This is a genomic window from Sphingomonas sp., from assembly GCF_017745215.1.
Lineage (GTDB): Bacteria > Pseudomonadota > Alphaproteobacteria > Sphingomonadales > Sphingomonadaceae > Sphingomonas.
In genome coordinates this window covers 111,935-136,935 of the sequence record NZ_JAGHZV010000003.1, presented here as the reverse complement: position 1 = coordinate 136,935, position 25,001 = coordinate 111,935, and the positions used below count along the sequence as shown (strand labels likewise).

The 25,001-nt window shown below is 64.3% G+C and carries 26 protein-coding genes and 1 tRNA gene; 11 read left to right on the top strand and 16 right to left on the bottom strand.

Translation table 11 applies throughout. The features are described from left to right. Positions 1-7 precede the first annotated feature (7 nt). A complete protein-coding gene (locus J7495_RS04590; RefSeq protein ID WP_294054899.1) occupies positions 8-232 on the top strand; it encodes a sigma-70 region 4 domain-containing protein in 225 nt (74 codons plus the stop codon). 69 nt (positions 233-301) lie between these two features. Continuing rightward, positions 302-1,201, top strand: coding sequence for a HEPN domain-containing protein (locus J7495_RS04585; protein ID WP_294054898.1), 900 nt, complete (start codon positions 302-304; stop codon positions 1,199-1,201). Positions 1,202-1,383: 182 nt separating this feature from the next. On the opposite strand, the gene J7495_RS04580 is transcribed toward J7495_RS04585, so the two are convergent. Continuing rightward, on the bottom strand, positions 1,384-1,857 hold the full coding sequence (locus J7495_RS04580; RefSeq protein WP_294054897.1) for an avidin/streptavidin family protein: 474 nt from the start codon (positions 1,855-1,857) through the stop codon (positions 1,384-1,386). Positions 1,858-1,936: 79 nt separating this feature from the next. Here J7495_RS04580 and J7495_RS04575 point away from each other — a divergent pair, with 79 nt between their 5' ends. Further along, positions 1,937-2,704, top strand: a complete 768-nt coding sequence (locus J7495_RS04575) for a biotin--[acetyl-CoA-carboxylase] ligase (RefSeq protein WP_294054896.1) — start codon at positions 1,937-1,939, stop codon at positions 2,702-2,704. Between the two features lie 176 nt (positions 2,705-2,880). Here J7495_RS04575 and J7495_RS04570 read toward each other — a convergent pair whose 3' ends face one another. From J7495_RS04570 to J7495_RS04560, 3 genes are all read right to left on the bottom strand, one after another. Then, the gene (locus J7495_RS04570; RefSeq protein WP_294054895.1) at positions 2,881-3,378 is read right to left on the bottom strand and encodes a MucR family transcriptional regulator; all 498 of its coding nucleotides are present in this window, start codon (positions 3,376-3,378) and stop codon (positions 2,881-2,883) included. A gap of 111 nt (positions 3,379-3,489) precedes the next feature. Next, positions 3,490-3,702, bottom strand: a complete 213-nt coding sequence (locus tag J7495_RS04565; RefSeq protein WP_294054894.1) for a conjugal transfer protein TraD — start codon at positions 3,700-3,702, stop codon at positions 3,490-3,492. 19 nt (positions 3,703-3,721) lie between these two features. After that, positions 3,722-4,045 (bottom strand): conjugal transfer protein TraD, encoded by a 324-nt coding sequence (locus tag J7495_RS04560; protein ID WP_294054893.1) that lies wholly within the window; start codon positions 4,043-4,045, stop codon positions 3,722-3,724. Positions 4,046-4,216: 171 nt separating this feature from the next. Here J7495_RS04560 and traA point away from each other — a divergent pair, with 171 nt between their 5' ends. The 5 genes from traA to J7495_RS04535 all read left to right on the top strand — a co-directional run bounded on the left by traA (position 4,217) and on the right by J7495_RS04535 (position 11,793). Next, positions 4,217-7,237 carry a Ti-type conjugative transfer relaxase TraA gene (traA, locus tag J7495_RS04555; protein WP_294054892.1) on the top strand — a complete coding sequence of 1,007 codons (3,021 nt, stop codon included), beginning with the start codon at positions 4,217-4,219 and terminating at the stop codon, positions 7,235-7,237. Beyond that, positions 7,234-7,998 carry a DUF6118 family protein gene (locus J7495_RS04550; RefSeq protein ID WP_294054891.1) on the top strand — a complete coding sequence of 255 codons (765 nt, stop codon included), beginning with the start codon at positions 7,234-7,236 and terminating at the stop codon, positions 7,996-7,998. The genes traA and J7495_RS04550 overlap by 4 nt, the downstream gene beginning before the upstream one ends. Before the next feature lie 84 nt (positions 7,999-8,082). Beyond that, on the top strand, positions 8,083-10,068 hold the full coding sequence (locus tag J7495_RS04545; protein WP_294054890.1) for an AAA family ATPase: 1,986 nt from the start codon (positions 8,083-8,085) through the stop codon (positions 10,066-10,068). Further along, the gene (locus tag J7495_RS04540; RefSeq protein ID WP_294054889.1) at positions 10,065-10,736 is read left to right on the top strand and encodes a hypothetical protein; all 672 of its coding nucleotides are present in this window, start codon (positions 10,065-10,067) and stop codon (positions 10,734-10,736) included. The genes J7495_RS04545 and J7495_RS04540 overlap by 4 nt, the downstream gene beginning before the upstream one ends. Next, positions 10,726-11,793: a hypothetical protein gene (locus J7495_RS04535; RefSeq protein WP_294054888.1), complete on the top strand. Its 1,068-nt coding sequence runs from the start codon at positions 10,726-10,728 to the stop codon at positions 11,791-11,793. Before J7495_RS04540 ends, J7495_RS04535 begins: the two co-directional genes overlap by 11 nt. Here J7495_RS04535 and J7495_RS04530 read toward each other — a convergent pair. Further along, positions 11,790-13,052, bottom strand: coding sequence for a hypothetical protein (locus tag J7495_RS04530; RefSeq protein WP_294054887.1), 1,263 nt, complete (start codon positions 13,050-13,052; stop codon positions 11,790-11,792). The genes J7495_RS04535 and J7495_RS04530 overlap by 4 nt on opposite strands. Positions 13,053-13,109: 57 nt before the next feature. On the opposite strand from J7495_RS04530, the gene J7495_RS04525 reads away from it, so the two are divergent. Continuing rightward, positions 13,110-13,454, top strand: coding sequence for a helix-turn-helix transcriptional regulator (locus tag J7495_RS04525; protein WP_294054886.1), 345 nt, complete (start codon positions 13,110-13,112; stop codon positions 13,452-13,454). Positions 13,455-13,471: 17 nt separating this feature from the next. Here the strand turns inward: J7495_RS04525 and J7495_RS04520 are convergent, their stop codons facing one another. The 7 genes from J7495_RS04520 to J7495_RS04490 all read right to left on the bottom strand — a co-directional run bounded on the left by J7495_RS04520 (position 13,472) and on the right by J7495_RS04490 (position 19,895). Then, positions 13,472-13,852, bottom strand: coding sequence for a hypothetical protein (locus J7495_RS04520; RefSeq protein ID WP_294054885.1), 381 nt, complete (start codon positions 13,850-13,852; stop codon positions 13,472-13,474). 161 nt (positions 13,853-14,013) lie between these two features. After that, positions 14,014-14,089: transfer RNA gene (locus tag J7495_RS04515), tRNA-Lys, on the bottom strand. A gap of 157 nt (positions 14,090-14,246) precedes the next feature. Further along, entirely contained in the window at positions 14,247-15,386 is a 1,140-nt protein-coding gene (gene rodA, locus J7495_RS04510) for a rod shape-determining protein RodA (RefSeq protein WP_294054884.1), read from the bottom strand. Then, a complete protein-coding gene (gene mrdA / locus J7495_RS04505) occupies positions 15,383-17,416 on the bottom strand; it encodes a penicillin-binding protein 2 (protein WP_294054883.1) in 2,034 nt (677 codons plus the stop codon). Before mrdA ends, rodA begins: the two co-directional genes overlap by 4 nt. A gap of 7 nt (positions 17,417-17,423) precedes the next feature. Beyond that, positions 17,424-17,936, bottom strand: a complete 513-nt coding sequence (mreD, locus tag J7495_RS04500; protein WP_294054882.1) for a rod shape-determining protein MreD — start codon at positions 17,934-17,936, stop codon at positions 17,424-17,426. A 7-nt stretch (positions 17,937-17,943) separates the two neighbouring features. Continuing rightward, complete coding sequence (mreC, locus tag J7495_RS04495; protein ID WP_294054881.1) at positions 17,944-18,837, bottom strand: rod shape-determining protein MreC; 894 nt, start codon at positions 18,835-18,837, stop codon at positions 17,944-17,946. A gap of 17 nt (positions 18,838-18,854) precedes the next feature. After that, the gene (locus J7495_RS04490) at positions 18,855-19,895 is read right to left on the bottom strand and encodes a rod shape-determining protein (protein WP_294054880.1); all 1,041 of its coding nucleotides are present in this window, start codon (positions 19,893-19,895) and stop codon (positions 18,855-18,857) included. A gap of 149 nt (positions 19,896-20,044) precedes the next feature. Here J7495_RS04490 and mutL point away from each other — a divergent pair, with 149 nt between their 5' ends. Both mutL and J7495_RS04480 read left to right on the top strand, forming a co-directional pair. Next, positions 20,045-21,886 carry a DNA mismatch repair endonuclease MutL gene (mutL, locus tag J7495_RS04485; RefSeq protein ID WP_294054879.1) on the top strand — a complete coding sequence of 614 codons (1,842 nt, stop codon included), beginning with the start codon at positions 20,045-20,047 and terminating at the stop codon, positions 21,884-21,886. Between the two features lie 174 nt (positions 21,887-22,060). Next, positions 22,061-22,318 carry a hexameric tyrosine-coordinated heme protein gene (locus tag J7495_RS04480; RefSeq protein WP_294054878.1) on the top strand — a complete coding sequence of 86 codons (258 nt, stop codon included), beginning with the start codon at positions 22,061-22,063 and terminating at the stop codon, positions 22,316-22,318. A gap of 70 nt (positions 22,319-22,388) precedes the next feature. Here the strand turns inward: J7495_RS04480 and J7495_RS04475 are convergent, their stop codons facing one another. The 4 genes from J7495_RS04475 to rpsF all read right to left on the bottom strand — a co-directional run bounded on the left by J7495_RS04475 (position 22,389) and on the right by rpsF (position 24,868). Further along, entirely contained in the window at positions 22,389-23,099 is a 711-nt protein-coding gene (locus J7495_RS04475) for a CAP domain-containing protein (RefSeq protein WP_294054877.1), read from the bottom strand. A gap of 548 nt (positions 23,100-23,647) precedes the next feature. Further along, positions 23,648-24,235: a 50S ribosomal protein L9 gene (rplI, locus tag J7495_RS04470; protein ID WP_294054876.1), complete on the bottom strand. Its 588-nt coding sequence runs from the start codon at positions 24,233-24,235 to the stop codon at positions 23,648-23,650. A 13-nt stretch (positions 24,236-24,248) separates the two neighbouring features. Beyond that, positions 24,249-24,473: a 30S ribosomal protein S18 gene (gene rpsR, locus J7495_RS04465; RefSeq protein WP_066583513.1), complete on the bottom strand. Its 225-nt coding sequence runs from the start codon at positions 24,471-24,473 to the stop codon at positions 24,249-24,251. A gap of 11 nt (positions 24,474-24,484) precedes the next feature. Continuing rightward, positions 24,485-24,868, bottom strand: coding sequence for a 30S ribosomal protein S6 (gene rpsF / locus J7495_RS04460; RefSeq protein ID WP_294054875.1), 384 nt, complete (start codon positions 24,866-24,868; stop codon positions 24,485-24,487). Positions 24,869-25,001: the final 133 nt, after the last annotated feature.

Genomic DNA, 25,001 nt, shown 5'->3' with positions numbered 1-25,001 from the left:
AATTCCTATGACCGACTTTGATCCCAAGGAGCTGCGTCGCGCGGCACGTGCGATCCGCAAGCTCCGGCGCATCCAGCGCGAGGTTCTGTTGATGAGTTCACAGGAAGGGCTCGACTATCATCAGATCGGCGAGCGGCTCGACCTGACCGTCGCTCAGGTCGAGCGGCACCTGGCCGATGCGCTCTACAACATGAACCGCATCATGACGCGGCGCCGCTGGTGGCGCCGCTGACCCTGACCTCGCCGGACTTCGGCCCGGCGAGGATTTGCGCTTGTCCCCGCGCCGGTTAGGAGTGGCATCATGAAGACCGACCTCGACCATCTGCCGTCATCGAAGCAGCACGAATTGCAGCACGTCGTGCGCGCGTTGTTCGAGGAGTTCGAGCGCGAGATCGGCCTCGCGACGCAACCATGGAAGAAGCGCGGGCGCATCCTCAAGGTCATCCTCTACGGCAGCTATGCGCGTGGCGATTGGGTGGACGATCCGATCGGTGGCTACAAATCCGACTACGATATCCTCGTTGTCGTCAACGACGCCAAGCTCACCGACCCGGTCGAATATTGGGGCAAGGCCGACGACCGGTTGATGCGCGATGCCACCATCAACGACGCGCTCAGCGCGCCGGTCAATTTCATCGTCCACGACTATTCGGACGTGAACGACCAACTCACGAATGGGCGGCCATTCTTCGTTGATATCGCCCGACAAGGGATCGCGTTGTACGAAGCCGAGGGATTCGAGCTGGCAACACCGCGTGTGCTGCCGCCCGCAGAAGCGCTCGCGGAGGCGCAAAAACACTTTGATCAGTGGTTTGCGAGCGCGGCAGGCTTTCTGGACACGGCGCAATACGCCGCTTCACAGGAACGATCGAAAGAGGCGGCATTTCAGCTTCATCAGGCCGCCGAGCGCTTCTATCACTGCGCTCTCTTGGTGCTTAAGCTATACAGCCCGAAGTCTCACAAGCTGAACTTCCTTCGCTCGCACGCCGAAGAGGTTGCACCTGAACTGATCGCGGCGTGGCCGCGCGCCGATAAGTTCAGTCGACGCCGCTTCGAGTTGCTGAGGCAAGCTTATGTCAATGCGAGATACTCCCCGCATTATGAAATCAGCGATGAGGAGCTGCGCTGGCTGGGCGAGCGCGTCGCCGAGCTTCAGGCGCTGGTGAAATCCGTCTGCGATCGGCGGCTTACCGAAACCTGACCGTTTCCATGCTGGCTGGTCTCGACCCAATCAACGCCGTTTATGACCGACCGGTGGCCGCCTGGAAGCCGCCATTGCAACAGAATCGGCAATTTTGTTGCACGCTAAACCATGCAACTTCAATAGTTTATGCGTCATTGGCCTTGATATCTAACTCGATCCTAATCCCTTAGCGAAAGGGCTCATACTTCAGGAATCTCAAAATCAGGATCATTAGAGAGTTTCAGGAACCTATCCTCGCCTGCCCATGCGATTACCCACCCATATTGCTCTTCATAATCGCCTTCCTTCATAGAAGGAACCAAGTGCCAAAGTGTTTGCAGTCCCTGCTTATCGGGATCCTCGGGCAAGGGTAGAATCTGGCCCGCCCAAGCCGTCATGGAATGATTGTCGTCATCATCTCCGCCTGGCTCAACGTACCGAAAACTTGCAGAGAAGACGATTTGATCGTCAGTTACGTAACCCGAAACCGGAAATTTCTCCTTCTGGGGAACAGACCCCTTCGCCGTTTGGTAGGTACCAGTCACGCGAAAGTGCGGAGTTCCAGAACCTCCCCCGATAACCTCCTGAACTATATCCTTTATCCTCAGAACGGACTTACGCGAGTTCTGCCATGTACCCTTCCAACGCTTTTTCTCGTCAGCTAAAGTGCCCATGATCGCTTCCCCGTAAAATTCACTGACGCCATTACCATGCAATTGCTACGGCCTCAATTGCGATTGGGAGATACAGCCAATGTTTGACCTTCGATCCTTCTCGTTGGAACATTGGGAGGAAATCGACTCTACCAATAGTGAGGCATTGCGAAAGATAGCTCGCGGTGAGGTTGATCGCCCTCTCGCAATCTCTGCCACGAGTCAAACCAATGGGCGCGGATCGCGTGAACGGGTTTGGGCGTCCCATAGTGGCAACGTCCACGTGACGTACTTGCTCCCGGTGCTGGATGCACGACGAGAGGCTTTCCTAGTCGTCTATCCTTTAGCTTTGGCTACAAGTAGGACAATTCGTGAAATGACGGGGCTAGGAAGCCGGGTTACGTTGAAGTGGCCTAATGATGTGCTGATAGACGGAAAGAAGGTCTCAGGCGCACTTCACGAAGTTGGTTGGCTAAATGGAAGAGCCATTCTCGCGGCTGGAATCGGAGTCAACGTTGGATGGTCACCGAGGTTGGCGGACGCCGTGTTCCCACCGACAGCACTTTCTGAGGTAGTGCACGAGTTACCTGATTGCCGCGAAATTGTCACCCAACTCGGCGCGGCGATCCTTTCTGAGATCGCCTCATGGCTTGAAAAGGGCTTTGAGAGCGTGCGAGAACGCTATCATGCCGAATCTTATCTATTAAATAGCCGCATCTCTATAGTTGATCGCGTGCCGGGAACGACGCCTGTCGAAGGTGTCTATCGCGGGATTGATCCTGAGGGTGCGCTGCAATTGGAAACAGAATCCGGGATTAGCAAGCACTATTCAGTGGACGTTTTCCCGTCCCTCGCCACGCTCTCGTAATCATATAGGGGTGTAGCCGGCCCCGGCGGAACGAGAAAGTCGCGCAACCCTATTGCCGATAATGTTGCAGCCTCACCTGTGTCCGCTTTCATGGCGGCGCCGACGCAAAGCGGTCGGACGGCAAAGTCCCAATAGCGGACAAGCGCCGCGCGACTGTTCGCGCGGCGCTCGCAGTCTCAGGCAGCTTTGGCGCGGCGCCGCGGCGCGGCGATCTCGGTCACCACGACTTTCGCCTTGGCGGCGCGGCCCTTTTGTCCGAGCCCGATCTTCTTCGCCATCTCACGGCGCGCCGCCGAGTAATTTTCGGCGACCATCGGATAGTGGGGCTTGAGATTGTAGCGCTCGCGATATTGCTCGGCGGTGAGGCCTTGCCCCGACAAGTGCCGGCGCAGCATCTTGTACGGCTTGCCGTCGATCATCGAGATGATGTGGTCCTTCGACGCGAGCGACTTGCGCACCGTCACTGCGGGAACGAATTCCTGCTCGCTCGCCGGCTCGTCGGCGGCTTCCGCAGGCGCCGACGTGTTGCCCGCCAATTCGGAGATCGTGGCGTGCATCGTGCGCAGGAACGCTGGCACATCTTCGGCGGCGACGCGGTTGTTCTGATTGCCGAGCCAGGCGATCGTTAGTTCTGTCGCCAGCTCGACAGGGTTCAAAGTGTTTTCATCAGACATGGGGAGCTCCGGTTGGAATTGTTGGCAGCGTCTATGACGCCAAACCTCGACTATCCCCCCGTTGATTTGGGCATGTCGCGCGCGCGTTAGAAAATCAACCGGAGAGATAGGTTAATCCCCGGAAGATTGTTCGAACGCGCGATGTCCGCGCCGTCGCCACAACATGAGCGCTCGCTCGCGATCCTCACCGCGCAAAGTTGCTGCGGCTTCGACCAGCAGTCCAAGGATCACCGCGCGATCGTCGCCGGTGAGTTCGACGAGTTCCGCCTTGGCGATCAGGCCGCCGAGTTCGATCAACTGGCGGGTTCGCTCGCGGCGCTTCACGACCCATGCTCGTTTGTCGTCACGCGCGATCCTGGCTTGAAGGCGATGCCGCGCCGCGATCGTTCGCGTCAGCGCCGCGCGTGTCGCGACGATCGCCGCCAGCAGCGTTTCGTGCCGCGCCCTGAAAGAAGGTCGCGCCGCGCTTGCGCCAGCCCTCCTTGGTCGCCCGGTCTTTCGTATCGGTTGCGGCGAGCAGCGCGCCCGCGAGTTGCTCGGGCGGGAGCGCGTCGGCGCCGGTCGCGATGACCAGTTCGCCGAGTTGGTGAAGCTTTCGCGCCTTCAGCTGCTGCGCCTTGTCGCCGAGCGCCTTCAGTTCCGAATCATAGTCGCGAGGTTTACGCATGACACTGTCCTCAATTAAGTGTTGAGGACACCTCAGTTAGTAACTCAGTCGATCAGCGTAAATACAGTGAAACATGCTGGGACAAAGCCGTCCCGAGAAAGATGAATTCTTTCGAGGGCGCGCTTATACGTCGTGCCGACGTAGCTTGTGTGGTGTAGATGAATTGCCGTCATGGCGATCTATCATTTTTCCGCCAAAGTGATTTCCCGTGCCGCCGGTTCCAGTGCGGTTGCGTCGGCGGCGTATCGCTCGGCCTCACGGTTGCACGACCAGCGGCTCGATCGCCATCACGACTTCTCGAATAAGGCCGGCGTCATCCACTCCGAGATGATGCTGCCGGACGGCGCGCCCGAGCATCTCTCCGATCGCGAGAAATTGTGGAACGAGGTCGAGGCGGCCGAGAAGCGGATCGACGCGCAGCTGGCCCGCGAGATCGAATTCGCGATCCCGCGCGAGATGACCAAGGAACAGGGTATCGCGCTCGCGCGCGACTTCGTGCGGCATGAGTTCGTCGACCGGGGCATGATCGCCGATCTCAATGTTCATTGGGATATCGGTGCCGATGGTGTGGCGAAGCCACACGCGCACGTGATGTTGACGATGCGGGAGGTGGCCGAGGACGGGTTCGGCAAGAAGAACCGCGACTGGAACCGCACTGACCTGCTGGAAAAGTGGCGCGAGCGCTGGAGCGAGCATGTCAACGAACGGCTCGCCCAATTGGATATCGATGCGCGGATCGATCACCGGTCACTGGAGGCGCAAGGGATCGACCTTGAGCCCCAGCACAAGATCGGCCCGGCCGCGTCGCGGATGGCGGCGCAGGGGCTCGAGTCCGAGCGCATCGACGAGCACCGTGAGATTGCGCGGTCGAATGGCGACAAGATCATCGCCAATCCGGGCTTGGCGCTCGACGCAATCACGCGAACCCAGGCGACGTTCACGACGCGCGACCTTGCCATGTTCGCGCACCGGCACAGCGACGGGAAAGATCAGTTCGAACAGGTGATGGGGGCGGTGCGTGCGTCGTCCGAACTGGTCGCGCTCGGCAAGGATGGACGTGGCGAAGACCGCTTCACCAGCCGGGACATGATCGAGACCGAGCAGCGTCTCGCGCGCGGGACGCGGGCGCTCGCCGAGCGCGAATACCATCGCGTCTCGGAGCGTGATCGAGAGCGCGCTGTTGCCAGCGCCGAACGGCGCGGCCTGGTGCTTTCGGCCGAGCAGCGATCGGCGTTCGAGCATGTCACCGACGCCAAGGATCTCGGCGTAGTGATAGGATACGCCGGCACTGGCAAATCAGCCATGCTCGGCGTTGCGTGCGAGGCTTGGGAGAGCGCCGGCTATCAGGTACAGGGCCTCGCGCTGTCCGGCATCGCCGCAGAGAATTTGGAGAGCGGCTCGGGTATCACCTCACGCACGATCGCGAGCCTCGAACATCAATGGTCGCAGGGGAGGGAGCTGCTCACCTCTAACCATGTGCTGGTGATCGACGAGGCCGGCATGATCGGCTCGCGCCAGATGGAACGCGTGATCGCCGAAGCCGAGAAGCGCGGCGCCAAGGTCGTGCTGGTCGGCGATCCGGAGCAGCTCCAGGCGATCGAGGCCGGCGCCGCATTCCGCTCTATCGCCGAGCGGCACGGCAGCACCGAGATCACCGAGGTCCGCCGCCAGCGCGAAGACTGGCAGCGCGATGCCACCCGCCAGCTCGCCACCGGCCGCACCGCCGAGGCGCTGAGCGCCTATCGCGATGCTGGAATGGTCATCGAGTCGGAGACCCGGGCGGCGGCTCGGGAGGCGCTGATCAACCGCTGGGACCGCGACCGGACCGACGATCCGGCGCGCTCGCGCATCATACTGACGCACACCAACGAAGAATGCGACGAACTGAATGGGCTGGCCCGGGATCGGATGAAGCAACACGGGACATTAGTCACTGATATTGCTGTCAAAACGACGCGCGGTGAGCGCTTGTTTGCGGCCGAAGACCGCATCATGTTCCTTCGCAATGAACGCGAATTGGGCGTCAAGAATGGCTCACTCGGCACCGTCGAACAGATTGATCGCGCCCGCATGGCAGTGCGGCTCGACGATGGCCGGCGCGTCGCGTTCGACGTCAAAGACTATGCCGACGTCACCCACGGCTACGCCGCCACGATCCACAAGGCGCAGGGCCTTACCGTCGACCGTGTGCATGTGCTGGCGACGCCCGGTCTCGATCGGCACGCCGCCTATGTCGCGCTGTCCCGGCACCGCGACGAAGTGCATCTCCACTATGGCCGTGACGACTTCGCCGACGAGCCGCGGCTGGCGCGCACGCTGTCGCGCGACCGGCCGAAGGACAGCGCGCTCGACTATGACGAGAGCGCGACCCGCTTCGCCGAGCGGCGCGGGTTCGATCGGTCGCGAATCTTCGACACGCTTGCGCGCGAGCAGCTTGTCGATCGGAGTCACACTGCGTCCGAACAACCGCGGCGCGGCAGGTTCGACGGATTGCGGCTGCGAACCCCGGATGCCACACGGGCTCTCAAGCGCAGCCGGTTCGACGGACTCAAGCTCTCGACGCCAGCAGAGCGAGCGCCGGTCGAGCGGCAATCCGCGCTCGGCAGTGCGGTGCAGCGCTATGCGCGCATCGTGCAGGACATTGGCCGCATGACCGAGCAAGGCTTGCCCGCGCTGGAATATCAGAAGGCCGCGAAGGTGCAGGCTGCGCAGGCGCTCGACGCCATGCACCAGCATGGCGCGCACGATCTCGATGCCGCATTCGCGCGCGAGCCCGGCATGGTGGGCGAGGCTGCCAGTGGCCGCACCGCCAACGCCATCCGCCAGATGCAGCTGGAAACCGAGCTGCGCACCAATCCCGAGCTTCGCGCCGATCGGTTCGTTCAAACCTGGCAGCAGCTCCGCGCGCAGCGCGACAAGCTCAGCGGCTGGCAGAATGAGAATGCGCGGGGCGCGGTCGAGAGCCGCATGCACGCCATGGCGAAGAGCCTCGAAAAGGACCCGGCGCTCGGCGCTGCCCTCAGTCGGCGCGGCAGCGAGTTGCTCGGTCGCCAATGGTCGCCTGAATGGACGCCGGGCAGTCGCGACGGCGGCATCGGCGCCGCGATCAGCGATCAGGCGCGCACGCGATCGGTCATCCAGCAACTGACGTTCTCGATCGACCGAGGGCGCAATCTTGGAATCGGACTATGAATGCTGAAACTTCCGTCCAGCCCGCCAGCGACATCGACGATCCGGAGGTCGCGTTCGAGGCGATGAGCCGTCGGCTGGCGGGTCTGACGGCGGCGGTCGAGGGGTTCGCGGCGCGCCAGCAGGAGCTGCATGCTCGTGACTACGGGCCGGACCTCGTGAAGATCCAGGAGCAGTGGGCGGAGATCGTCCGCGCATTCAAAGCCCTGAAGGAGAAGCCGGCGATCGCGCTGACGCCGGAGACCCTTGCGCCGCAGATCGTGGAAGCAGGCGCGCGCGTGCGCGCCGCCGACCATCAGGCTTGGGGCAACGCCAACCGGGAGCTTGGTGGAGCGATACAGTCGCTCAACGGCGTGGTTGCGTCGGCGATGAAGGCGGAAACGCAGAAGCACTGGATTATCGGCACCGCAACGGCGGCGGTAATCGTGGGATTTGCGCTTGGGACGGTCGTTCCGACGAGGATCGCTCAGTCGGCGCCCGAGAGCTGGCATTGGCCCGAGCGGAGGGCGGCAGACGTGCTCCTGCGCGGCGAATGGGACGCAGGGATACGGTTGTTGCAGGTTGCTGATCCGGCGCGGCTGCGCGCGCTGGACGACGCAGCGCTGCTCGTGAGGGACAATGCCGAGGCGCTGGCGGATTGTCGTGCCCGAGCGGCGAAATCTGAAGCCGCCGTGAAATGCCATATTGAAGTGTCTGCTCCCGCGGCTGTACGAATCAGTCGCGATCCCGATTCAAACCTTGCAGAGAAAAAGAGCATGTTATGAGAGTAGGACTTGCGGGGGAGAGTCACGTGCATTGCTCTATTCTATGGGCCGGCCCTCTCGCCAACGCCAGCCGTGCCCGCTGACATGAAGTCATTCCCCGTCTTCCAACAGCTCGACGTCAATGGATATGGACTTTACCCTGGCCCCACGGATGGACCGGCAGGATTGCACATCGAATGCCGGCCCGGTCTGACGCTGGTTGTCGGCGCCAACGGGTTAGGCAAGACGACGCTCATCACCCTTCTTTTTCGATTGCTCACCGGCCCATCCGACATTCCGCAGCTCGGCGTCGGCGACGAGCTGGGCTTCCGCCGCCTGGCGGCATCGCCTATCCCGCCCTTTCAACGCGGCATATTTGCGAGCCGCGTGTCCAATCGAGCGGTCGGGGCCACGGCCCGCATCCAATTCATGCTCGGCGCCACAACGATCACGGTCGAGCGTCGGCTCGACACCTTGGCGCTTGTCGCTGCCAAGGTGGGCGACATCGAGCCGCAGGAAGAAGCTGCGTTTCAGGCGGAGGTCGCCAAAGCGGCCGGCCTCGGCTCGTTCGGCGATTTCATTCTAATGCTGCGCTATCTCGTCTTCTATTTCGAGGACCGGCGCGCGCTCGTCTGGGACCCTTCTGCGCAGCGGCAACTGTTGCGCATGCTGTTCCTGCCACCGGATCTGGCACAGCGCTGGACCGAGCTGGAGCGATCGATCCTCCAGAACGACAGCCGCATGCGCAACTTTCAGGCTGTCGTCGGCAAGGAAGAAAAGCTGCTGACAAAGGGTCTCGCCAAGATCACCGACGGCGTCGCCCTTCGCGCCGAGCTTCAGGCGCTGGAAACGCTGCAGGAGACCTCTCGCGAGCGCCTTGAGGACCTCGAGGGCTACACGGACGAGCTCGATAAACAGCGCCAGGACGCGCGCCTCAGCAGCCTGCGCGCCAAGCAGGACCGCGAGGCGCGGTTCCGTGCCCTTGAACATGCCAAGCTATTGGCGATTGAAGCGCGCTTTCCGGGTCGCTTGGAAACTGGCCGGTACATGGTCGCCCACCTCATGAGCGAGCTGGATTGTCTCGTCTGCGGAACCCATGCGCCGGAAGCGGCGCAGATGTATGCGGATCGCCTTTCCTCCGGAAAGTGCGTCGTCTGCGACAGCGATCTCGCAAAATCGGAGCAGATCGTCGAGGCTCGCGAAGTCGCCGACGAACGCGTCGCCAAGACCGCGCATCAGATGGAACAGGCGGATCGGGAGCTGGCGACGACTACCCGCGAACGCGAGATGGCCGAGGCGCAGTTCGACGCGCATACCGCCGAAATGACGCAATTGCGCGCCGAGATCGCGACGCGATCCGCTCGCCTGGCGCAAATTGTCGAAATGCTGCCGCCCGACGAGGCGGCGCTGCGGCAGCAACGCACGGAGCTTGCCGCGATCCGTAGCCGGCTTGAGACAATGAAGGCCGAACTCGCCGAGGAACGGGCCACATTCCGCAAATTCGTGGAAGAATGCACCGAGGCGCTGCTCTCCTCCTCGGCCGAGATTGTCGCCACATTCGAGCAATTCGCGGGCAAGTTCTTGTCCGAACGCGTGTCGCTGACCTGGACCTCGCGCCCCGCAGCCGTCGGCCAGGGCGGCGAGGCCATCCCTTTCCCGGCGTTTGAGCTCAACATGACCGGTAGCGATTTCTCGGACACGGTCCGCCGCGCTGGACCGGACGACGTGTCGGAAAGCCAACGCGAATTTATCGACCTCGCCTTCAGAATGGCCTTGATGCGCACGGCTGGCCAGGGGGCCGCAGGCCTCGTGATCGACACGCCTGAGTCTTCGCTCGATGCTGTCTTCGCCAAGCGGGCTGGCGACGTGTTGCTGCGCTTTGGCGCCGAACCGGGCAACACGGTCCTGGTCACCTCGAATCTGGTCGAGGGAAGCTTGCTGCCCACGCTGATCAGCGGGATTGCGACGACCCCCGAGAAAGCCGCGCGACTGGTGGATCTCTTCGAGATCGCAAGGCCGACCGCGGCCGTCACGGCCGACCGAGACGAATATGATGAGCTTCGCGCGAAATTGTTCGAGCCATTGCGATGAGCGATGCCTCGACCGATCCATTGGACGACTTCGCCGGCTCGATTCGTCGCCGCGTTCGTTTGGTCGCGCTGCTCGAGGCGAGCCGCGAGGCTGGCATTGAGCCGCTGCCGACCCTGCGCCTTCACCTGATCGCCTATCTTGCCAACGTGCTGTCGCCAGTCTGGGATATGCCGAGCGTCGATGGCAGCGTGCTGAAGCGTAGCGGGGGCCCCTTCTATCCCGATCTGCAGAACGACCTCGATCGCCTGGTTGGGCTGGGCGTCGTGCGGGTCGAGAAGCTTCGGCATCAACGCATCGATGATGATCGGTATCGGCTCGATGGGAGCTATCGTGTCAACCCGGAACTGGCGGAACCCATTCTGAGCTATCTCAGCACCATGCCGGAAGAAGCCGCGGCGACGCGCTTCGTGCGTGAGTTGGTGCTGGCCCTATCCGCCCTCACCGACGAGGAAATCGATCGTGCGATCACCGAGGACGCCACCTATGCTAATCCCAAGGTCGGCAACGATAATGTGATCGACTTTGGGGAGTGGCTGAGCGCCAACTACTCGGCTGCGGCGGCGGAGAAGGTCGGCGATTTGGTGCCCGCGGGAGCGGTCGTCGGCGCCAGCGAAAAAGTCCATCTCTATGTCCGTCACCTGCGCAGAAGGCTCCAGGGTGGCCGATAACGAGCCGGAAACTGGGCTGGGTCCATGGACAGGCGCCGATTTGCGCGGAACCGCCGCGCAGTTTGCCGGCGATGGCGCCGACGACGACATCGATCCCATTCATCGGTTCGGCCGCAATGTCGCCAGGCTCGCCTTGCGGCGCATGCGCCAGCATCTCGGCAACATGCGCCGCGACGCAATCGCCGTCTTCCTCTTCCATCCCAGCGGCCCTCCGGGAACGGAGACGGTGCGTCAGCCGATGTTGGGCGATGGCGGCGTCGAAATATGCGGTAAGATCTGGTTTGTCTCCATGACCGCGCAATCGGGCCGTGAGCTGGCACCGCCGTCCGAAGATGCCGGAAGCATGTTCGACCATGTTGAAAGCCTGGGCCTCGGTGGCATCCCTGCAGCCGTCTTTAATCCGACGGTCGCGATTCCGACCGTCCGGGTCTATCCCGAAGGCCTCAGCGCGGAGACCGAGTTCGACACAGTGGAGGTGGCCGATCGCGAGATGACTCTCGACGACATCAAGCGTGCGATCGACGAGATGCACGAGGAACATCTTTGCACGCCAGATGCGCAGATCTCCGGCAATTCGATGTGGAGCGATGCGCAGAAGCTTCATGCCAATAGCAATGCCGAAGCCATTGCCCAAACCCATGTCAAACTTGCCTTGTCGCTCAGGCTCTTCAATTGCGATGTGCGTCCCGAGCAGCCCATGAAGGCGGGGCGGGTCGATCTGGAGGTCGTGCAGCGGCTTGCCGACGGCGCCACCATCATTCCCGCCGAGATCGAGATCAAGGTGCTGCGCGAACGCAATCGCCGGGGGAAAAAATGGTCCGACGCGTTCAATGAGAAATGGATGCGGCGCGGCGTCCGCCAGGCTGCCGCCTATCGCGATGTCCGCAAGGCTAAGGCTGGCCTGCTCTGCTGTTTCGACATGCGGGATGGCGATCGGGGCGAAGTCGCCACCTTCTCCAGCGTGAAGCCCTATGCCGACAGCATCAGCGTCGCTCTCCACCGCAATTTTCTCTACAATGACGCAGAGGCCTGGCGGCAAGCCCGCTACGGCGCCTAGTCGCAGCGCAAGACCAGCAAGCTTTCCGCGAGTTGGGCCTGGCCGCCTTGCTGGGCCGAGGTGCGCATTTCGCGCAGTGTCTCGTTGCGCTCGACCTGCAGCCCGGATGCCACGGCGAGTTCCGCGAGGATATCGGCAACGTTCACGGCCACACCGGCATAGCGACTGTCGCCGACCACAGCCCAGATCGAGGCGCCGGGCCTGAGCGCCGCGCCGAGCGATTCCACGATCCCTGACATTTCCGCGAAATAGGCGCCGAGCATCGCCGGGATGTGAGGATTCCAAAGCTTGTCCCGTTGCTCGCTCAGCAATTCCAGCGTCTCGGCGAGCTTCTCCGATCCCACGGGGGCCGGCATATAGTCGCGATGTATTTGGACATGGGACGCCAATGTGCTCTGGCGAAGCGCACGATTTGCATTGGGGGCGCGGAGATAGCCCAGCATCCACAGCTCTATGTTATAAACATCTGTATAATCGAAGGAATTTGGGTAAGGAGGGGAAAACACCGCCAGATCGAAAGGACCAAGGCCTTCGATCGCACGGCGGCTGTCTCCGCGCACCACCGTATAGGCGGGAACGGCGCGGCGACCAAACCGGCCGATTTCGCCGATCGCGGCCGAAACTGCTGAAGCAAAGGCCATGTCGACTTCGCCGGCGCCCCTGCGCCGTTTCTCCCAGCCGCGGCGATAGCGCCGACCCTTGCCGTTCACGACGGCATTGCTGAGCTCCACCAGCACGCCGCCTAGCAGCACTTTGAACAGCCGGCGATGAGCAGTTATGTCCAGCCCTTCGATCGCCTCCACGATCGTCAGAATGCGACCGGCCACCTCGGCGTCGAACAGCCATCGCGAATCTAGGCCAGGCTCAACAAATGTCGCTGGCAAACGCTGCAGTCGCTCTTTTGCATCGCATCGCCCGGCGGCGCGCAGCACCGTTCCCAAGTCGGAAACGAGCCGCTCCGCATCATAGGCCGTAAGCTTGGCCTCGATGAGGTCGGCAAGGTAAGGATTGACCTCGATTGTAGTCGGTTCGACGCCAAGGAACTGACAGGCGAGCGCACTCGTTCCTGACCCCCCAAAGGGATCCAGGCACGTTTCCACGCGGACAGCACTCGACTGCACCGCTTCATACACGATCTCCGGGGCGAACGCTTCCTTGAAGTGACGCCAACGCTGGAAGGGAAGCGTCGCCGATCCGGAATTTGTACCGAAGGTCGCCAGTTCGCGTCTGCCAGTCCATTGTTCAAAGCTAGCGTACAAGTCCCGGCCCTCTCAACAACATTGCAAATTGTCTATTGAAGCTTATGATAATTTGCAATGGCTAAACGATACGAACACGCTTCGACCCTCTCCAAGGCGATCAGTGCGCGCCGCCTTGAGCGCGACTTAAGCTTTGAAAATCTTGGAGTTTTGGCCGGGGTGGATGGCGCCCAGGCATTCCGAATCTGCCGCGGCGAGTTCAAGACGCTCAATCCCAGCGTCTTGAAAATCTGCAACGCCCTTGGGATTCAACCTGAAGCGGACGGCATGGCGCTGCAGCCAAGGGGAGACAATGAAATGGAAGCGATGTTGTCGGCCGAAGTGCTGACCGCCTGGGACCGGACCGAAGCCGGTGCCATGCTCCTCAAACGCGTGCTGCGAGCCTTGCATCGCGACGCCTAGCGGCCTTCCAGCATCCCTTAGGCCGCCAACGGCAGCGCGTAGCCCGACAGCTTGGAAAGCTCGACCGCGACCTGGCTCGCCTTGGCCGCATCAACGCCCATGTCGGCGATGAACTGCTTCTGCGCGGAAAGAGAGACTTCGGAGAAGAAGGAGAACACCGGTGCGACGAAGTCGCTCGCGCTTTTCGGGTCAGCGATCATCGCGGCGAGCTGATGAGCGGAGAGGTTCGCCCCATAGGGGGCGTTGACCGTCGCCAGCACCTGGGCCGCCACATTCGTCATCATCTGTCTCTCACGGGCTCTGGCCCGGATAAGCTGCACCTTACGTAGCCCTGCGACCCTACCAAAACGAGAATGGCGGTCCCGGCTCGAACTGCTGTTCGAAAAGGGCGTGTCCATTCGAATCCCATGTGTCGAGGCAGGAAGAACGCCCCTGACATCTCCCGGGAGCGAAAAAAAATCTTACGGCCAACTGTTACCTAGGGTGTTACCTAGCCCAATTGACGGACCGGCCCGGCTATCCGGACATCACGCTAAGTTGTTGAAATTGCTAGGAAATTTGGTGGACGCACTAGGGCTCGAACCTAGGACCCGCTGATTAAGAGTCAGCTGCTCTACCAACTGAGCTATGCGTCCATTCCGGGCGGAAGAGGCGCTGTTGGAAGGGCGCCGCCGCGATTGGAGGGGCGCCGTTAGCACCCGGTTCCGGCTTTGCAAACCCCAAAATTGCGAAAATCGCACCCAGCCACGCAATCGTCCGGATCGCGCCGCGGCCGCACCCCGCGACCGCCGCCTACCAGCGCACCACCTTGCGGTTGGCACGGTCGATCGACATCAGGATGCCGAGGCAGATCAGGATCGTCATCTGTGCCGTCCCGCCGAAGCTGATCAAGGGCAGCGGTACGCCCACCACCGGCGCCAGCCCCATCACCATCGCCATGTTGATCGCGACATAATAGAAGATCGTCGCCGACAGCCCCGCCGCGGTCAGCCGGGCGAAACGGCTCTGCGCCTTGATCCCGACGTTGACTCCCCAGCGCACCAGGATGCCGAAGGCGAGGATCAGGAAGAAGCCGCCCATCAGGCCCCATTCCTCCATCATCGTCGCCAGCGCGAAATCGGTCTGGCCTTCGGGGAGATAGTCGAGGTGGCTTTGGGTGCCTTTCAGGAAGCCCTTGCCGAACACGCCGCCCGAGCCGATCGCGATCTTCGACTGGCTGATGTGATAGCCGGTGCCGAGCGGATCGCTCTCGGGGTCGAGGAAGATCAGCACGCGGTTGCGCTGATAGTCATGCAGCACGAAGTTCACGGCAAGCGGCGCCGCCACCGCCATCAGCAGCGCGCCGCCGATGAACAGGCGCAGCGGGATGCCGGCAAGGAACATCACCGTCACCCCGCCGATCGAGATCATCAGCGCCGTCCCCAGATCGGGCTGGAGTATCACCAGCAGCGCCGGGATGCCGATCAGCACGCACGCCGGCCAGATCGCGCCGAAGCGGCGAATCTCGCCCGCGGGCAGGATCTCGTAGAAACGCGCCAGCGTCAGCACGATCGCGGGCTTCATCAGCTCCGACGGCTGGAGGCGGATCAGCCCCAGGTCGAGCCAGCGCTGGCTGCCGCCCGCAACGGCGCCGAGCAACTCGACCCCGATCAACATCAGCACCAGCAGGCCGTAGATCGGAAAGGACGCGAAGGCCCAGAAGCTCTCGGGCACGCGGCTGAGCGCGATCGCCATGGCGAGGAAGGCGAAAAAGCGGACTCCCTGCGGAAAGGCCCAGGGATAGATGCTGCCGCTCGCCGCCGAATAGAGCACCACCAGCCCGAACACGCCGATCGAGGTGACCAGCAGGATGATTCCCCAGGGCAGCTGCGCGAGCGGGGCGGGGACGACGCCGGGCCCGAGCCCGGTGCTGAGAGGTGCCTTGCTGCTCATTCGCCGGTGTCCGCGCTGCCGGTAGCGGCCGCGTCGCTGGAGGTTGCGTTGCTCGTGGTCGCGTCCGCCGCGGCGGCGGCGACGTTGCTCTGCGCGGCCTCGGCATCCTCGGGGGCCGGGGGCGCTACGACATTCTGCGCCTGGTCGAACGCCTTGGCATCCTCGGCCATGCGCGTGCGATAGTCGCCGCCCCAGGTGGGCTCGACTTCGGCGAGCGACTTCATCGCCAGATCGCGGTCGAACAGCCAGGTCATGATGTCGCGACCGATCATCGGCGTGTCGAGGTTGCGGACCGTGTGGCCGTTGTGCTCGAGCACGATCGCCGCGGCGTATTTGGGATTGTCCGCCGGCGCGAAGCAGACGAACAGCGCGTGGTCGCGCAGCTTGAAGGGCAAAGCGGCGTTCTTGAGCACGCCGCCAGCACGCTCGGCCATGGTGATGCGGCGCACCTGCGCGGTGCCGGTCTTGGCGGCGATCGCGACGTTGGGGAGCTGCATCCGCGCCGCGCCGCCGGTGCCGCCCTGGTTGACCACGCCGAACATCGCGTCGCGGATGATCGCGAGCTGCTCGGGCGTCGCGGCGAGCGCATTGGCGGGCTGGAGCGGCTCGCCGGCCAGCAGCCGCGGAGTCAGCGCGCGGCCCGAGGCGAGGCGGCTCGCCATCACTGCGAGCTGCATCGGATTGGCGAGCACATAGCCCTGGCCGATCGAAGCGTTGAGCGAGTCCGCCACCGTCCACGCATCCTTGTAGCGGCGGAGCTTCCACGCACTGTCGGGCACGGTGCCGTAGCGCTGGGTGCCGAACGGCAGCTCGAACTTCTGGCCGAGCCCCAGCGCGCGCGCGACCGGCGCGACCGCGTCATAGCCGACGCGGCGCACCATCTCGTAGAAATAGATGTCGCAGCTCTGCATGATCGCGTTCTTGAGATCGAGCGAACCATGGCCGCCGCGCTTGTGGCAGTGGAACACGCCATTGCCGACGCGCAACGCGCCCGAGCAGGACACGCGCGCATGGGGATCGACGCCTGCCTGCATCAGCGCCAGCCCGTTCATCGGCTTGACCGTCGAGCCCGGCGGATAGAGGCCCTGCAGCACCTTGTTCATCAAGGGAACGTGGTCGTTCTCCGCGAGCATCTTCCATTCGCTCTGGGTGATGCCGTCGGAGAAGGCGTTGGGATCGTAGGCGGGCATCGACACCATCGCGAGGATGTCGCCGTTGCTCACGTCGATGACGATCGCCGAGCCCGAGTTGGTGCCGAGGCGCCGCGCGGCATATTCCTGGAGGCCGGAATCGATGGTGAGCTTCACCGTCTTGCCGGGCCGGTCCTCGCGGGTGGCGAGCTCCTTGACCAGCTTGCCGTGCGCGGTGACTTCGACGCGCTTGGCGCCGGGCGTGCCGCGCAGCACGTCCTCGAGCGTCTTCTCGATCCCGTCCTTGCCGAGCTTGAAGCCGGGGGCGAGGAGAAGCGGGTCCTTCTCCTTCTTATACTGTTCGGCCGACGGCGCGCCGACATAGCCGGTGAGGTGGCCGACCGCGGCGCCGAGCGGATAGTTGCGGGCGAAGCCTTGGGTCGGCGCGACGCCGACCAGCTCGGGCAGGCGGACCGAGACGGCGGCGAACCGGTCCCAGTCGAGATTCTCGAGCACCTGGACGGGCTGGAAGCCGGCGGCGCGCTTCAGGTCGGTCTCGATCCGCGCGACATCCTCGGGCGTGAGGTTGAGGATCTCGGTGAGGAGCTTGAGGATCTTGGGCTTGTCCTCGATCCGGTCGGGGATGAGGTCGACGCGATAGTCGGTGCGGTTGTTGGCGATCGGCACGCCGTGGCGGTCGACGATCCAGCCGCGGCGCGGCGGCGTGAGCGTCAGGTTGACGCGGTTGCTCTCGGCCTTGAGCTGATATTGCTCGTTCTCGACCACCGCGAGCCAGCCCATCCGCGAGGCCAGCGCCAGCGCGACGCCGCCCTGCAGGAAGCCGAGACCCACCGCGCGGCGCGAGAAGCTGTACGCCTGGGTGGCCTCGGTGATGCGCATGTGCATCTCAGTTCGGCTCCCGATCGCGATCGAGCCGGACGACGAAGCGGAAGAACAAAGGGAAGAGCGCGGCGCTCGCGACGATCTGGAGCAGCAGTGCGGTGTCGACATGCGCCGCGAAGGGAGTCGCGACGAGCCGCCCGGCGATGAGGCAGAAGCCGACGGCGCCGGACGCGATCAACCAGTCCTGCCAGAAGTCACGCCACACAAGGCGCGTATCTAGCACATCGATCGCGATGAAGCACAGCGTCCAGAAGGTCATCGCGGCCCCGAGGTTCTGGCCGCTGAACAGATCGTCGACCAGCCCGAGCGGCACGGGCGCCCAGACCTTGAGCGTATCGGCACGGTGGAGCCGCCAGGCGAGCAGCATCAGCAGGCCGAAGGGCGGCAGGAAGGGGAAGGTGGCGATCATCGGGAAGATCACCGTCACCAGCGATCCCGCCACCACCGTCACCGGCGCGAGCCAGCGCGCGCGCGACCGCTCTTCGACACGCCGGAGCGGGAGATGGTCGGAACTCATCGCCTGCTCATTTGGGCGTCGCCTTGGGCGTGGGGGTGGGCGTCGGCGTGGGCGGCGGGGGCGGCAGGAAGCTCTGCAGCACCAGCGCGAAATCGAGCCCGTCCGGATTGGCCATCGGCTGGGCGACGCCGACGTCGCGAGAGGTGCGGATCACCTTGGCTACGGGCACGTTGGGCGGATAGATACCGCCGGTGCCCGAGGTGACGAAGGTGTCGCCCTGGCTGAACTGCCCGCTGGCGAGGCTCGCCGAGCGGATGTCGAGCAGCCCGTCGCCGCGGCCGGCGGCGATCGCGGGCATTCCGTCGCTCACCCGGCGCACCGGTACGATACTCTCGGCGTCGATGATGAGGAGCACGCGCGAGCTGTTCGGGCCGGTCTCGATCACCTGGCCGATCAATCCCCCCGGCTCGCGCACCGGCTGGCCCGCCTTCACCTTCTGCATCCAGCCCGCGTTGAGCGTGGCGTAGCGTCGCGTGCTCGAGGCCGAGCTGTTCACGAGCCGCGCCGCGACGACCGCGTCGGGCGCTGCATCGCGCAGCTGGAGCATCGCGCGCAGGCGCCGGTTCTCCTGGTTGAGCGTGCGTGCGCGGTTGATCAGCGTACGCTCGGTCTCGAGCTCCTTCTTGAGGCGGTCGTTCTCCGCCTTGACGTCCCAATGCTCGCCGATCGCCTGGGGCGTACCCGCGATCCCACGGCGTACCCAATCGAACGCCGAAGCGACCGGCGTCGTGAGCTCGGCGAAGAAGCTGCGCACCGCGGCATAGGCCGGGGGATTGAATGTCGACAGCAACAGCAGGATCGCGCCGATCAGCGCACCGCCGACCGCCGCGACATATCCGAGGAAGAGCCCGTATTGCGCCCGCCGCGAAAACCCCGGGCGCCGGTTTCTTGGCGGCGCCATAACCCCCTAGTCCCGACTCAAACCGCGAGAAGAACGCCGCGGAACACTGGATCTTCTAGCGCACGCCCGGTGCCGAGCGCCACGCAGGTAAGCGGGTCCTCGGCCACGGTGACCGGCAGACCCGTCTCATCGCGGAGCACTTCGTCGATTCCCTGGAGCAATGCGCCGCCGCCGGTGAGCACGATGCCCTGGTCGACGATGTCAGCAGCGAGTTCGGGCGCGGTGTTCTCGAGCGCGATGCGAACGCCCTCGACGATCGTGCCGACGGGCTCGCTCAGCGCCTCGGCGATCTGGCCCTGGTTGATCTGGATCTCCTTGGGCACGCCGTTGACGAGGTCGCGGCCCTTGATGTGGATCGTCTGGCCGATGCCGTCCGCGGGCGGCTTGGCGACGCCGACTTCCTGCTTGATCCGCTCGGCCGTGGCTTCGCCGATCAGCAGGTTGTGGTTGCGGCGGACGTAGCTGACGATCGCTTCGTCCATCTTGTCGCCGCCGACGCGCACGCTCGTGGAATAGGCGAGGCCGCGCAGCGAGAGCACTGCGACTTCGGTGGTGCCACCGCCGATGTCGACCACCATCGAGCCGATCGGCTCGGTCACCGGCATGTCGGCGCCGATCGCGGCCGCCATCGGCTCCTCGATCAGCCACACCTGCGAAGCGCCCGCGTTCGACGCGGCATCACGGATCGCGCGGCGCTCGACCGAGGTGGAGCCCGAGGGCACGCAGATCACGATCTGCGGCCAGCGCATGAAGCGCCGCTGGCCGTGCACCTTCTGGATGAAGTGCTTGATCATCTGCTCGGCGACATCGATGTCGGCGATCACGCCGTCGCGAAGCGGGCGAATCGCTTCGATCGAGCCGGGCGTCTTGCCCATCATCAGCTTCGCATCGTCACCGACGGCCTTGACCTTGCGGACGCCGTTGATGGTCTCGACCGCGACGACCGACGGCTCGTTCAGGACGACGCCGCGCCCGCGCAGGTACACGACCGTGTTCGCGGTGCCGAGGTCGATCGCCATGTCATGGGACATGAATTTGAAAATGCGGGAAAAAACCATCAATAAATTCCGTCCTGCCGCGGACGCGCCCGTGCGCGCGGCTGTTCGCACATAATCTAGTCCCTGACCCTCGCGGTCGGACGAATCCGGCCACGAAGCCATGCGGATACGGGTCGCGGGATGCCGCCCGTTGGGCTAGACGGACATGCATGTCAATACGCCGTCTGCCAGAGCATCTTGTCAACCGAATTGCTGCGGGAGAAGTCGTCGAAAGACCCGCCAGCGCGCTGAAGGAACTCGTCGAAAACGCGATCGACGCGGGTGCGGTACGAGTCGCCGTGCGGCTGGGCGACGGCGGCACCTCGCTGATCGAAGTAATCGACGACGGCTGCGGGATGCTGCCCGCCGAAATGAAGCTCGCGTTGGAGCGCCACGCGACCTCGAAGCTTCCGGACGACGCGATCGAAAACGTCGCGACGCTCGGTTTTCGCGGTGAAGCGCTGCCCTCGATCGCGAGCGTCGCGCGGCTGACGCTCGAGAGCCGGGTGCGGGGGCAGGAGGGCTGGGCGCTCACCGTCGACAATGGCGTGGTGGCGGCGGAGGGGCCCGCGGCGCTGCCGCCGGGCACGCGCGTACGGGTCGAGGCGCTGTTCGAGCGCGTGCCGGCGCGGCGCAAGTTCCTGCGCTCGGCGCGCGCGGAGTATGCTGCCTGCCTCGACGTGGTGAAGCGGCTGGCGATGGCGCGCGCGGACGTCGGCTTCTCGGTCGAGCATGACGGACGGCGCGTGCTTCAGGTCCAGCCCGGCGAGACGCGACCCGAGCGCGTCGCGGGGCTCACCGACCGGGCGCTGGCCGAGAACAGCGTCGCGATCGACCTCGAGCGCGAGGGGCATGTGCTCGGCGGGGTGGCGGGGATCCCGACCTTCAACCGCGGCGTGGCCGACCATCAGTATCTCTTCGTCAACGGACGGCCGGTGAAGGACCGGCTGCTGGTCGGCGCGGTGCGCGGCGCCTATGCCGAGATGCTCGCGCGCGATCGCCATCCGGTAGTGGCGCTGTTTCTCGAGGTGCCGGCGAGCGAAGTCGATGTGAACGTGCATCCGGCGAAGACCGAAGTGCGCTTCCGCGACCCGGCGCTGGTGCGCGGGCTGATCGTGAGCGGGTTGCGGCGGGCGCTGGACGAAGCCGGGCACCGCAGCGTGCAGCGGCCGCAGGAGGCGGCGCTGGGGATGTGGACGACAGAGCAGCTGGCAAGCCCCTTCCCTTCAGGGGAGGGGTTGGGGGTGGGGCCCGTCAACGAATACGCTGGTCTCGGTGAGACTTACACGCCCCACCCCAACCCCTCCCCTGAAGGGGAGGGGCTTTTTAGGCATTACTCGGGCGCCTCGCTCCACGACCGTCGCATCAGCTTCATCGCCCCGCCCCAGGCCCGCGCCGAGCCGGCCTATGCCCCGGTGCCTGAGACGGTGAGCTACCCCCTCGGCGTCGCTCGCGGGCAGGTGGCGCGGACCTATATTGTCGCCGAGGCCGAGGACGGGCTCGTTCTCGTCGACCAGCATGCCGCGCACGAGCGCCTCGTGCTCGAGCGGATGCGCCGCGCGATGGCGAACGGCGGCGTCGCGAGCCAGGCGCTGCTGCTCCCCGAGGTGGTCGAGCTCGACGAGCCCGGCTGCGACCGGCTCGAGGGGCGGATCGAGGAGCTGTCGGCGTTCGGGCTCGACCTCGAGCGCTTCGGCCCGCGTGCGATGCTGGTGCGCGCGATGCCCGCGGCCCTGGGCAAGGGGGATATCCACGGCCTCGTCACCGACCTCGCCGACGAACTCGCGAGCTTCGACGAAGCGCTGAGCCTCAAGGAACGGCTCGACCATGTCGCGGCGACGATGGCCTGCCACGGCTCGGTGCGTGCGGGGCGTGTCCTATCGGTCGCCGAGATGAACGCGCTGCTCCGCGAGATGGAAGCGACGCCGCACTCGGGCCAATGCAATCATGGCCGCCCGACCTGGGTGAAGCTGGCGCATGGCGACATCGAGAAGCTGTTCGGCAGAAAATAAATGCATTGAAGCCGTGTCGGTTCATCGGCGCGAGCCTGTAGGGTCATATCGGCGCGGCTGCTGCCCCTGCTTGCCGACACTGGCTCAAGGCATCGCTATAGAACATATAGCTTCCGAAACGAATCCGGTTTTCGGAAGATCGGCGATTCGGCCGCCAAGAGAGGAGTGCCATCAATGACCCAGGTGCCGCAGACGCCGTTGATTCCAAATAACTCCCTTATTACACCGACACCTGAGGAAGGACGAGCGTTGGCCATCATGCTTGCTCGCCACTCGATTCACGCAATTCAGGGCGAGTTGGAAACGCTGCAAGCGGGGCGTGTCCAATATGCGCATGATCCCGAAGCGTTGATCGCGGCAAGTCACGTTGTCGCCGTCGAGTTTGCTACCATCGCAGCAGCCAATAATTATTGGCGTCGACCGTCTTTGTAATATTTGCCGGCGCTTTGGAGTCTTGAGCTTCGGAAGGCCGGGCTGACGCTTTACGTGCCGGCTGGTTTCCTCAGCGCGCCGAGGCCACCGCGCCGCTGCCGCTTCTCGCCCCGCGCCACACGAAGGTCGAAGCGCCCTTCAGACTCGCCGGGAGCATTGGCGCTCCCGTCGCGGTGCCCGAATAGTCGACCACGCAGGTCACGCCATAGCGGGCGTGCGGGCCGCGGCCGACGCCGGCGAAGCGGTAGCCGGTCGAGAAGATCGCAGTGCGGTGGCCGCGCGCGGGTACGCCATCGTCGACGATGAAGCCGCGGACCACGGCGCTCGCGTCGCCAGCGCCATACGAGATCGTCTCGCCGACGAAGATGTCTCCGCCCATGCGGCGGACGCGGTCGCCGGGGTTGGCGCCGTCGGGCGAAACATGGCCGGTCGTCCCCGAAGCGCCGAGCTCGCCGGCGTGATAGCGCGCGGACTGGCCGAGGAGGTCGCCGGGCGCGAGCGGGGGAAGCGGCGCCTGCGCTTCAAGGAAGGCGATCGCTTCGTCGACCGCACGCACGCCTTCGCGGGTGTAGATGCCGTTCTCGTCGCCGGGGGCGCGGACCACATTGCCGTCGAACCGGTCGCGATAGGCGCGCAGCTCCTCGGCATAGTCATGCGGATGCTCGCGGGCGAAGTTGATCTCGGCGAGCACGCCCGTCTCGAAGTCGGGCGCCGTTTGCGCTGCCGCAGGCGTCGCACAGGCGAACGCGGCCGCCGCAGCCAAGGACAGTCTGAACGCCACCGGATATCCCCCAGGATCGCGGCCCGCCCCGCTGCGAGGCCGCATCACGGCAAGCTAACACACGGAAGTCATGCGGCAATCCCGGAGAATCCCGAATTCGTCGCCAAGGCTTCGTTCACCATCGTGCAACCCGAAACGCGCTCGCCCGTTGTCTATGCGAGGCCAATGAACGGGCCAAAGAACAGGGTAAACGCCATGCGTAACGTCGTTCCTCTGATGCTCGTGCTGATCCCGCTGGCCGCGGTGGTCGGTGCCTGCGTATCGTGTCCGTAGCGCGCGGTTCGGTGCTCCCAGCGCGCCACGGAGGGGCCGTGTCCGAATGCACGGCCCCTTTTCCGTTTCCGGTAGACCACCATCCAGACAACGTAGCCGTCATCCCGGCAAAGCCTTGACCCAGGGTTACCGGGGGGGGGGGGCGTCGCCCGCGGCCCTGGGTCCCGGCTTTCGCCGGAATGACGATCTATTTTTCGACGTAGAGGTCGCGTCAAACAAAAGGGCCGCCCCGGTATCCCGGAGCGGCCCTTTCGATTTGCCGTGAGGCGAGGGGATCAGCCCTCGCTGCTCTCCGCCTGCACTTCGGCAGTGGCGCCCGGCTCGGCGTTGGGATCGTAATCCTCGGTGAAGCCGGCCTCGTCCTTCTCGAACATCGCCGCCATCACATCGACGCCCTGCGACTGCATCTCGGCCTCTTCCGGCGAGCGAGCGACGTTGACCTTGACGGTCACCGACACCTCGGGGTGCAGCGCCACGCGGACCTCGTACAGGCCGATCGACTTGATCGGCTTGTCGAGCACCACCTGGGCCTTGTTGACCTTGTGGCTGTCGGCGACGAGCGCGTCGACGATGTCGCGCACCGCGACCGAGCCGTAGAGCTGGCCGGTGTTCGAGGCCTGACGGATCAGCGTGACCGACACGCCCTCGAGGCCCTTCGACTCCTTCTCGGCGTCGGTGCGCTTCGAGGCGTTCTCGGCCTCGAGACGCTCGCGATTGGCCTCGAAGACCTTGCGGTTGGCGTCGTTGGCGCGGAGCGCCTTCTTGTTCGGCAGCAAATAGTTGCGCGCGAAGCCGTCCTTGACCTTGACGACGTCGCCGATGCGGCCGAGCTTTTCGACGCGCTCGAGCAGAATCACTTCCATGGGTCCGCTCTCCTTACTTCACGAGGTAGGGCAGCAGGCCCAGGTGACGAGCGCGCTTGATGGCCTGGGCCAGCTCGCGCTGCTTCTTCGCGCTCACCGAGGTGATGCGCGACGGGACGATCTTGCCGCGCTCGGACACGAAGCCCTGAAGCAGACGGACGTCCTTGTAATCGATGCGAGGCGCGTCCTTCGCGGAGAAGGGGCAGCTCTTGCGGCGGCGGAAAAAGGGTCGTGCCATGGTCTTGCTCCTTACTCGCCGCTGCCGCCGAAGCCGCTGTCGTCGCGGTCGCGACGGCGGCTGCGCTCGCGGTCACCCTTGCGCATCATCACCGAGGGACCCTGCTCATGCTCTTCGACCTTGACGGTCATGTAGCGGATCACGTCTTCGTTGATCTGCGTCTGGCGCTCGAGCTCGGCGACCACGCCCGCGGGCGCGTCGATCTCGAGCATGACGTAGTGCGCCTTGCGGTTCTTCGCGATGCGGTAGGCGAGGCTGCGAAGGCCCCAGGTCTCGGTCTTCACGACCTTGCCCTGATTGTCCTCGACGATCTTGGTGGCGGCTTCCGCCAGTGCGTCCACTTGCGCCTGTGCCAGATCCTGGCGCGCAAGGAACACATGCTCGTAAAGAGCCATGCGTCTTTCTCTCTCTTGGCCGATCGCTGACGCCGCCCCATGCGGCGCCCCTCCGGCTGTCGTCTCAAAATGGTACGGCGCGCGCGAGTCGCTTGGGACCCCCGTTCGTCGAGCGCGGGCCCTTAGCGACTCG

Coding starts and splice junctions, on each gene's coding strand:
- J7495_RS04590 (WP_294054899.1), top strand. CDS start 8: ATGACCGACTTTGATCCCAAGGAGCTGCGTCGCGCGGCACGTGCGATC.
- J7495_RS04585 (WP_294054898.1), top strand. CDS start 302: ATGAAGACCGACCTCGACCATCTGCCGTCATCGAAGCAGCACGAATTG.
- J7495_RS04580 (WP_294054897.1), bottom strand. CDS start 1,857: ATGGGCACTTTAGCTGACGAGAAAAAGCGTTGGAAGGGTACATGGCAG.
- J7495_RS04575 (WP_294054896.1), top strand. CDS start 1,937: ATGTTTGACCTTCGATCCTTCTCGTTGGAACATTGGGAGGAAATCGAC.
- J7495_RS04570 (WP_294054895.1), bottom strand. CDS start 3,378: ATGTCTGATGAAAACACTTTGAACCCTGTCGAGCTGGCGACAGAACTA.
- J7495_RS04560 (WP_294054893.1), bottom strand. CDS start 4,045: ATGCGTAAACCTCGCGACTATGATTCGGAACTGAAGGCGCTCGGCGAC.
- traA (WP_294054892.1), top strand. CDS start 4,217: ATGGCGATCTATCATTTTTCCGCCAAAGTGATTTCCCGTGCCGCCGGT.
- J7495_RS04550 (WP_294054891.1), top strand. CDS start 7,234: ATGAATGCTGAAACTTCCGTCCAGCCCGCCAGCGACATCGACGATCCG.
- J7495_RS04545 (WP_294054890.1), top strand. CDS start 8,083: ATGAAGTCATTCCCCGTCTTCCAACAGCTCGACGTCAATGGATATGGA.
- J7495_RS04540 (WP_294054889.1), top strand. CDS start 10,065: ATGAGCGATGCCTCGACCGATCCATTGGACGACTTCGCCGGCTCGATT.
- J7495_RS04525 (WP_294054886.1), top strand. CDS start 13,110: ATGGCTAAACGATACGAACACGCTTCGACCCTCTCCAAGGCGATCAGT.
- J7495_RS04520 (WP_294054885.1), bottom strand. CDS start 13,852: ATGGACACGCCCTTTTCGAACAGCAGTTCGAGCCGGGACCGCCATTCT.
- rodA (WP_294054884.1), bottom strand. CDS start 15,386: ATGAGCAGCAAGGCACCTCTCAGCACCGGGCTCGGGCCCGGCGTCGTC.
- mrdA (WP_294054883.1), bottom strand. CDS start 17,416: ATGCGCATCACCGAGGCCACCCAGGCGTACAGCTTCTCGCGCCGCGCG.
- mreD (WP_294054882.1), bottom strand. CDS start 17,936: ATGAGTTCCGACCATCTCCCGCTCCGGCGTGTCGAAGAGCGGTCGCGC.
- mreC (WP_294054881.1), bottom strand. CDS start 18,837: ATGGCGCCGCCAAGAAACCGGCGCCCGGGGTTTTCGCGGCGGGCGCAA.
- J7495_RS04490 (WP_294054880.1), bottom strand. CDS start 19,895: ATGGTTTTTTCCCGCATTTTCAAATTCATGTCCCATGACATGGCGATC.
- mutL (WP_294054879.1), top strand. CDS start 20,045: ATGTCAATACGCCGTCTGCCAGAGCATCTTGTCAACCGAATTGCTGCG.
- J7495_RS04480 (WP_294054878.1), top strand. CDS start 22,061: ATGACCCAGGTGCCGCAGACGCCGTTGATTCCAAATAACTCCCTTATT.
- rplI (WP_294054876.1), bottom strand. CDS start 24,235: ATGGAAGTGATTCTGCTCGAGCGCGTCGAAAAGCTCGGCCGCATCGGC.
- rpsR (WP_066583513.1), bottom strand. CDS start 24,473: ATGGCACGACCCTTTTTCCGCCGCCGCAAGAGCTGCCCCTTCTCCGCG.
- rpsF (WP_294054875.1), bottom strand. CDS start 24,868: ATGGCTCTTTACGAGCATGTGTTCCTTGCGCGCCAGGATCTGGCACAG.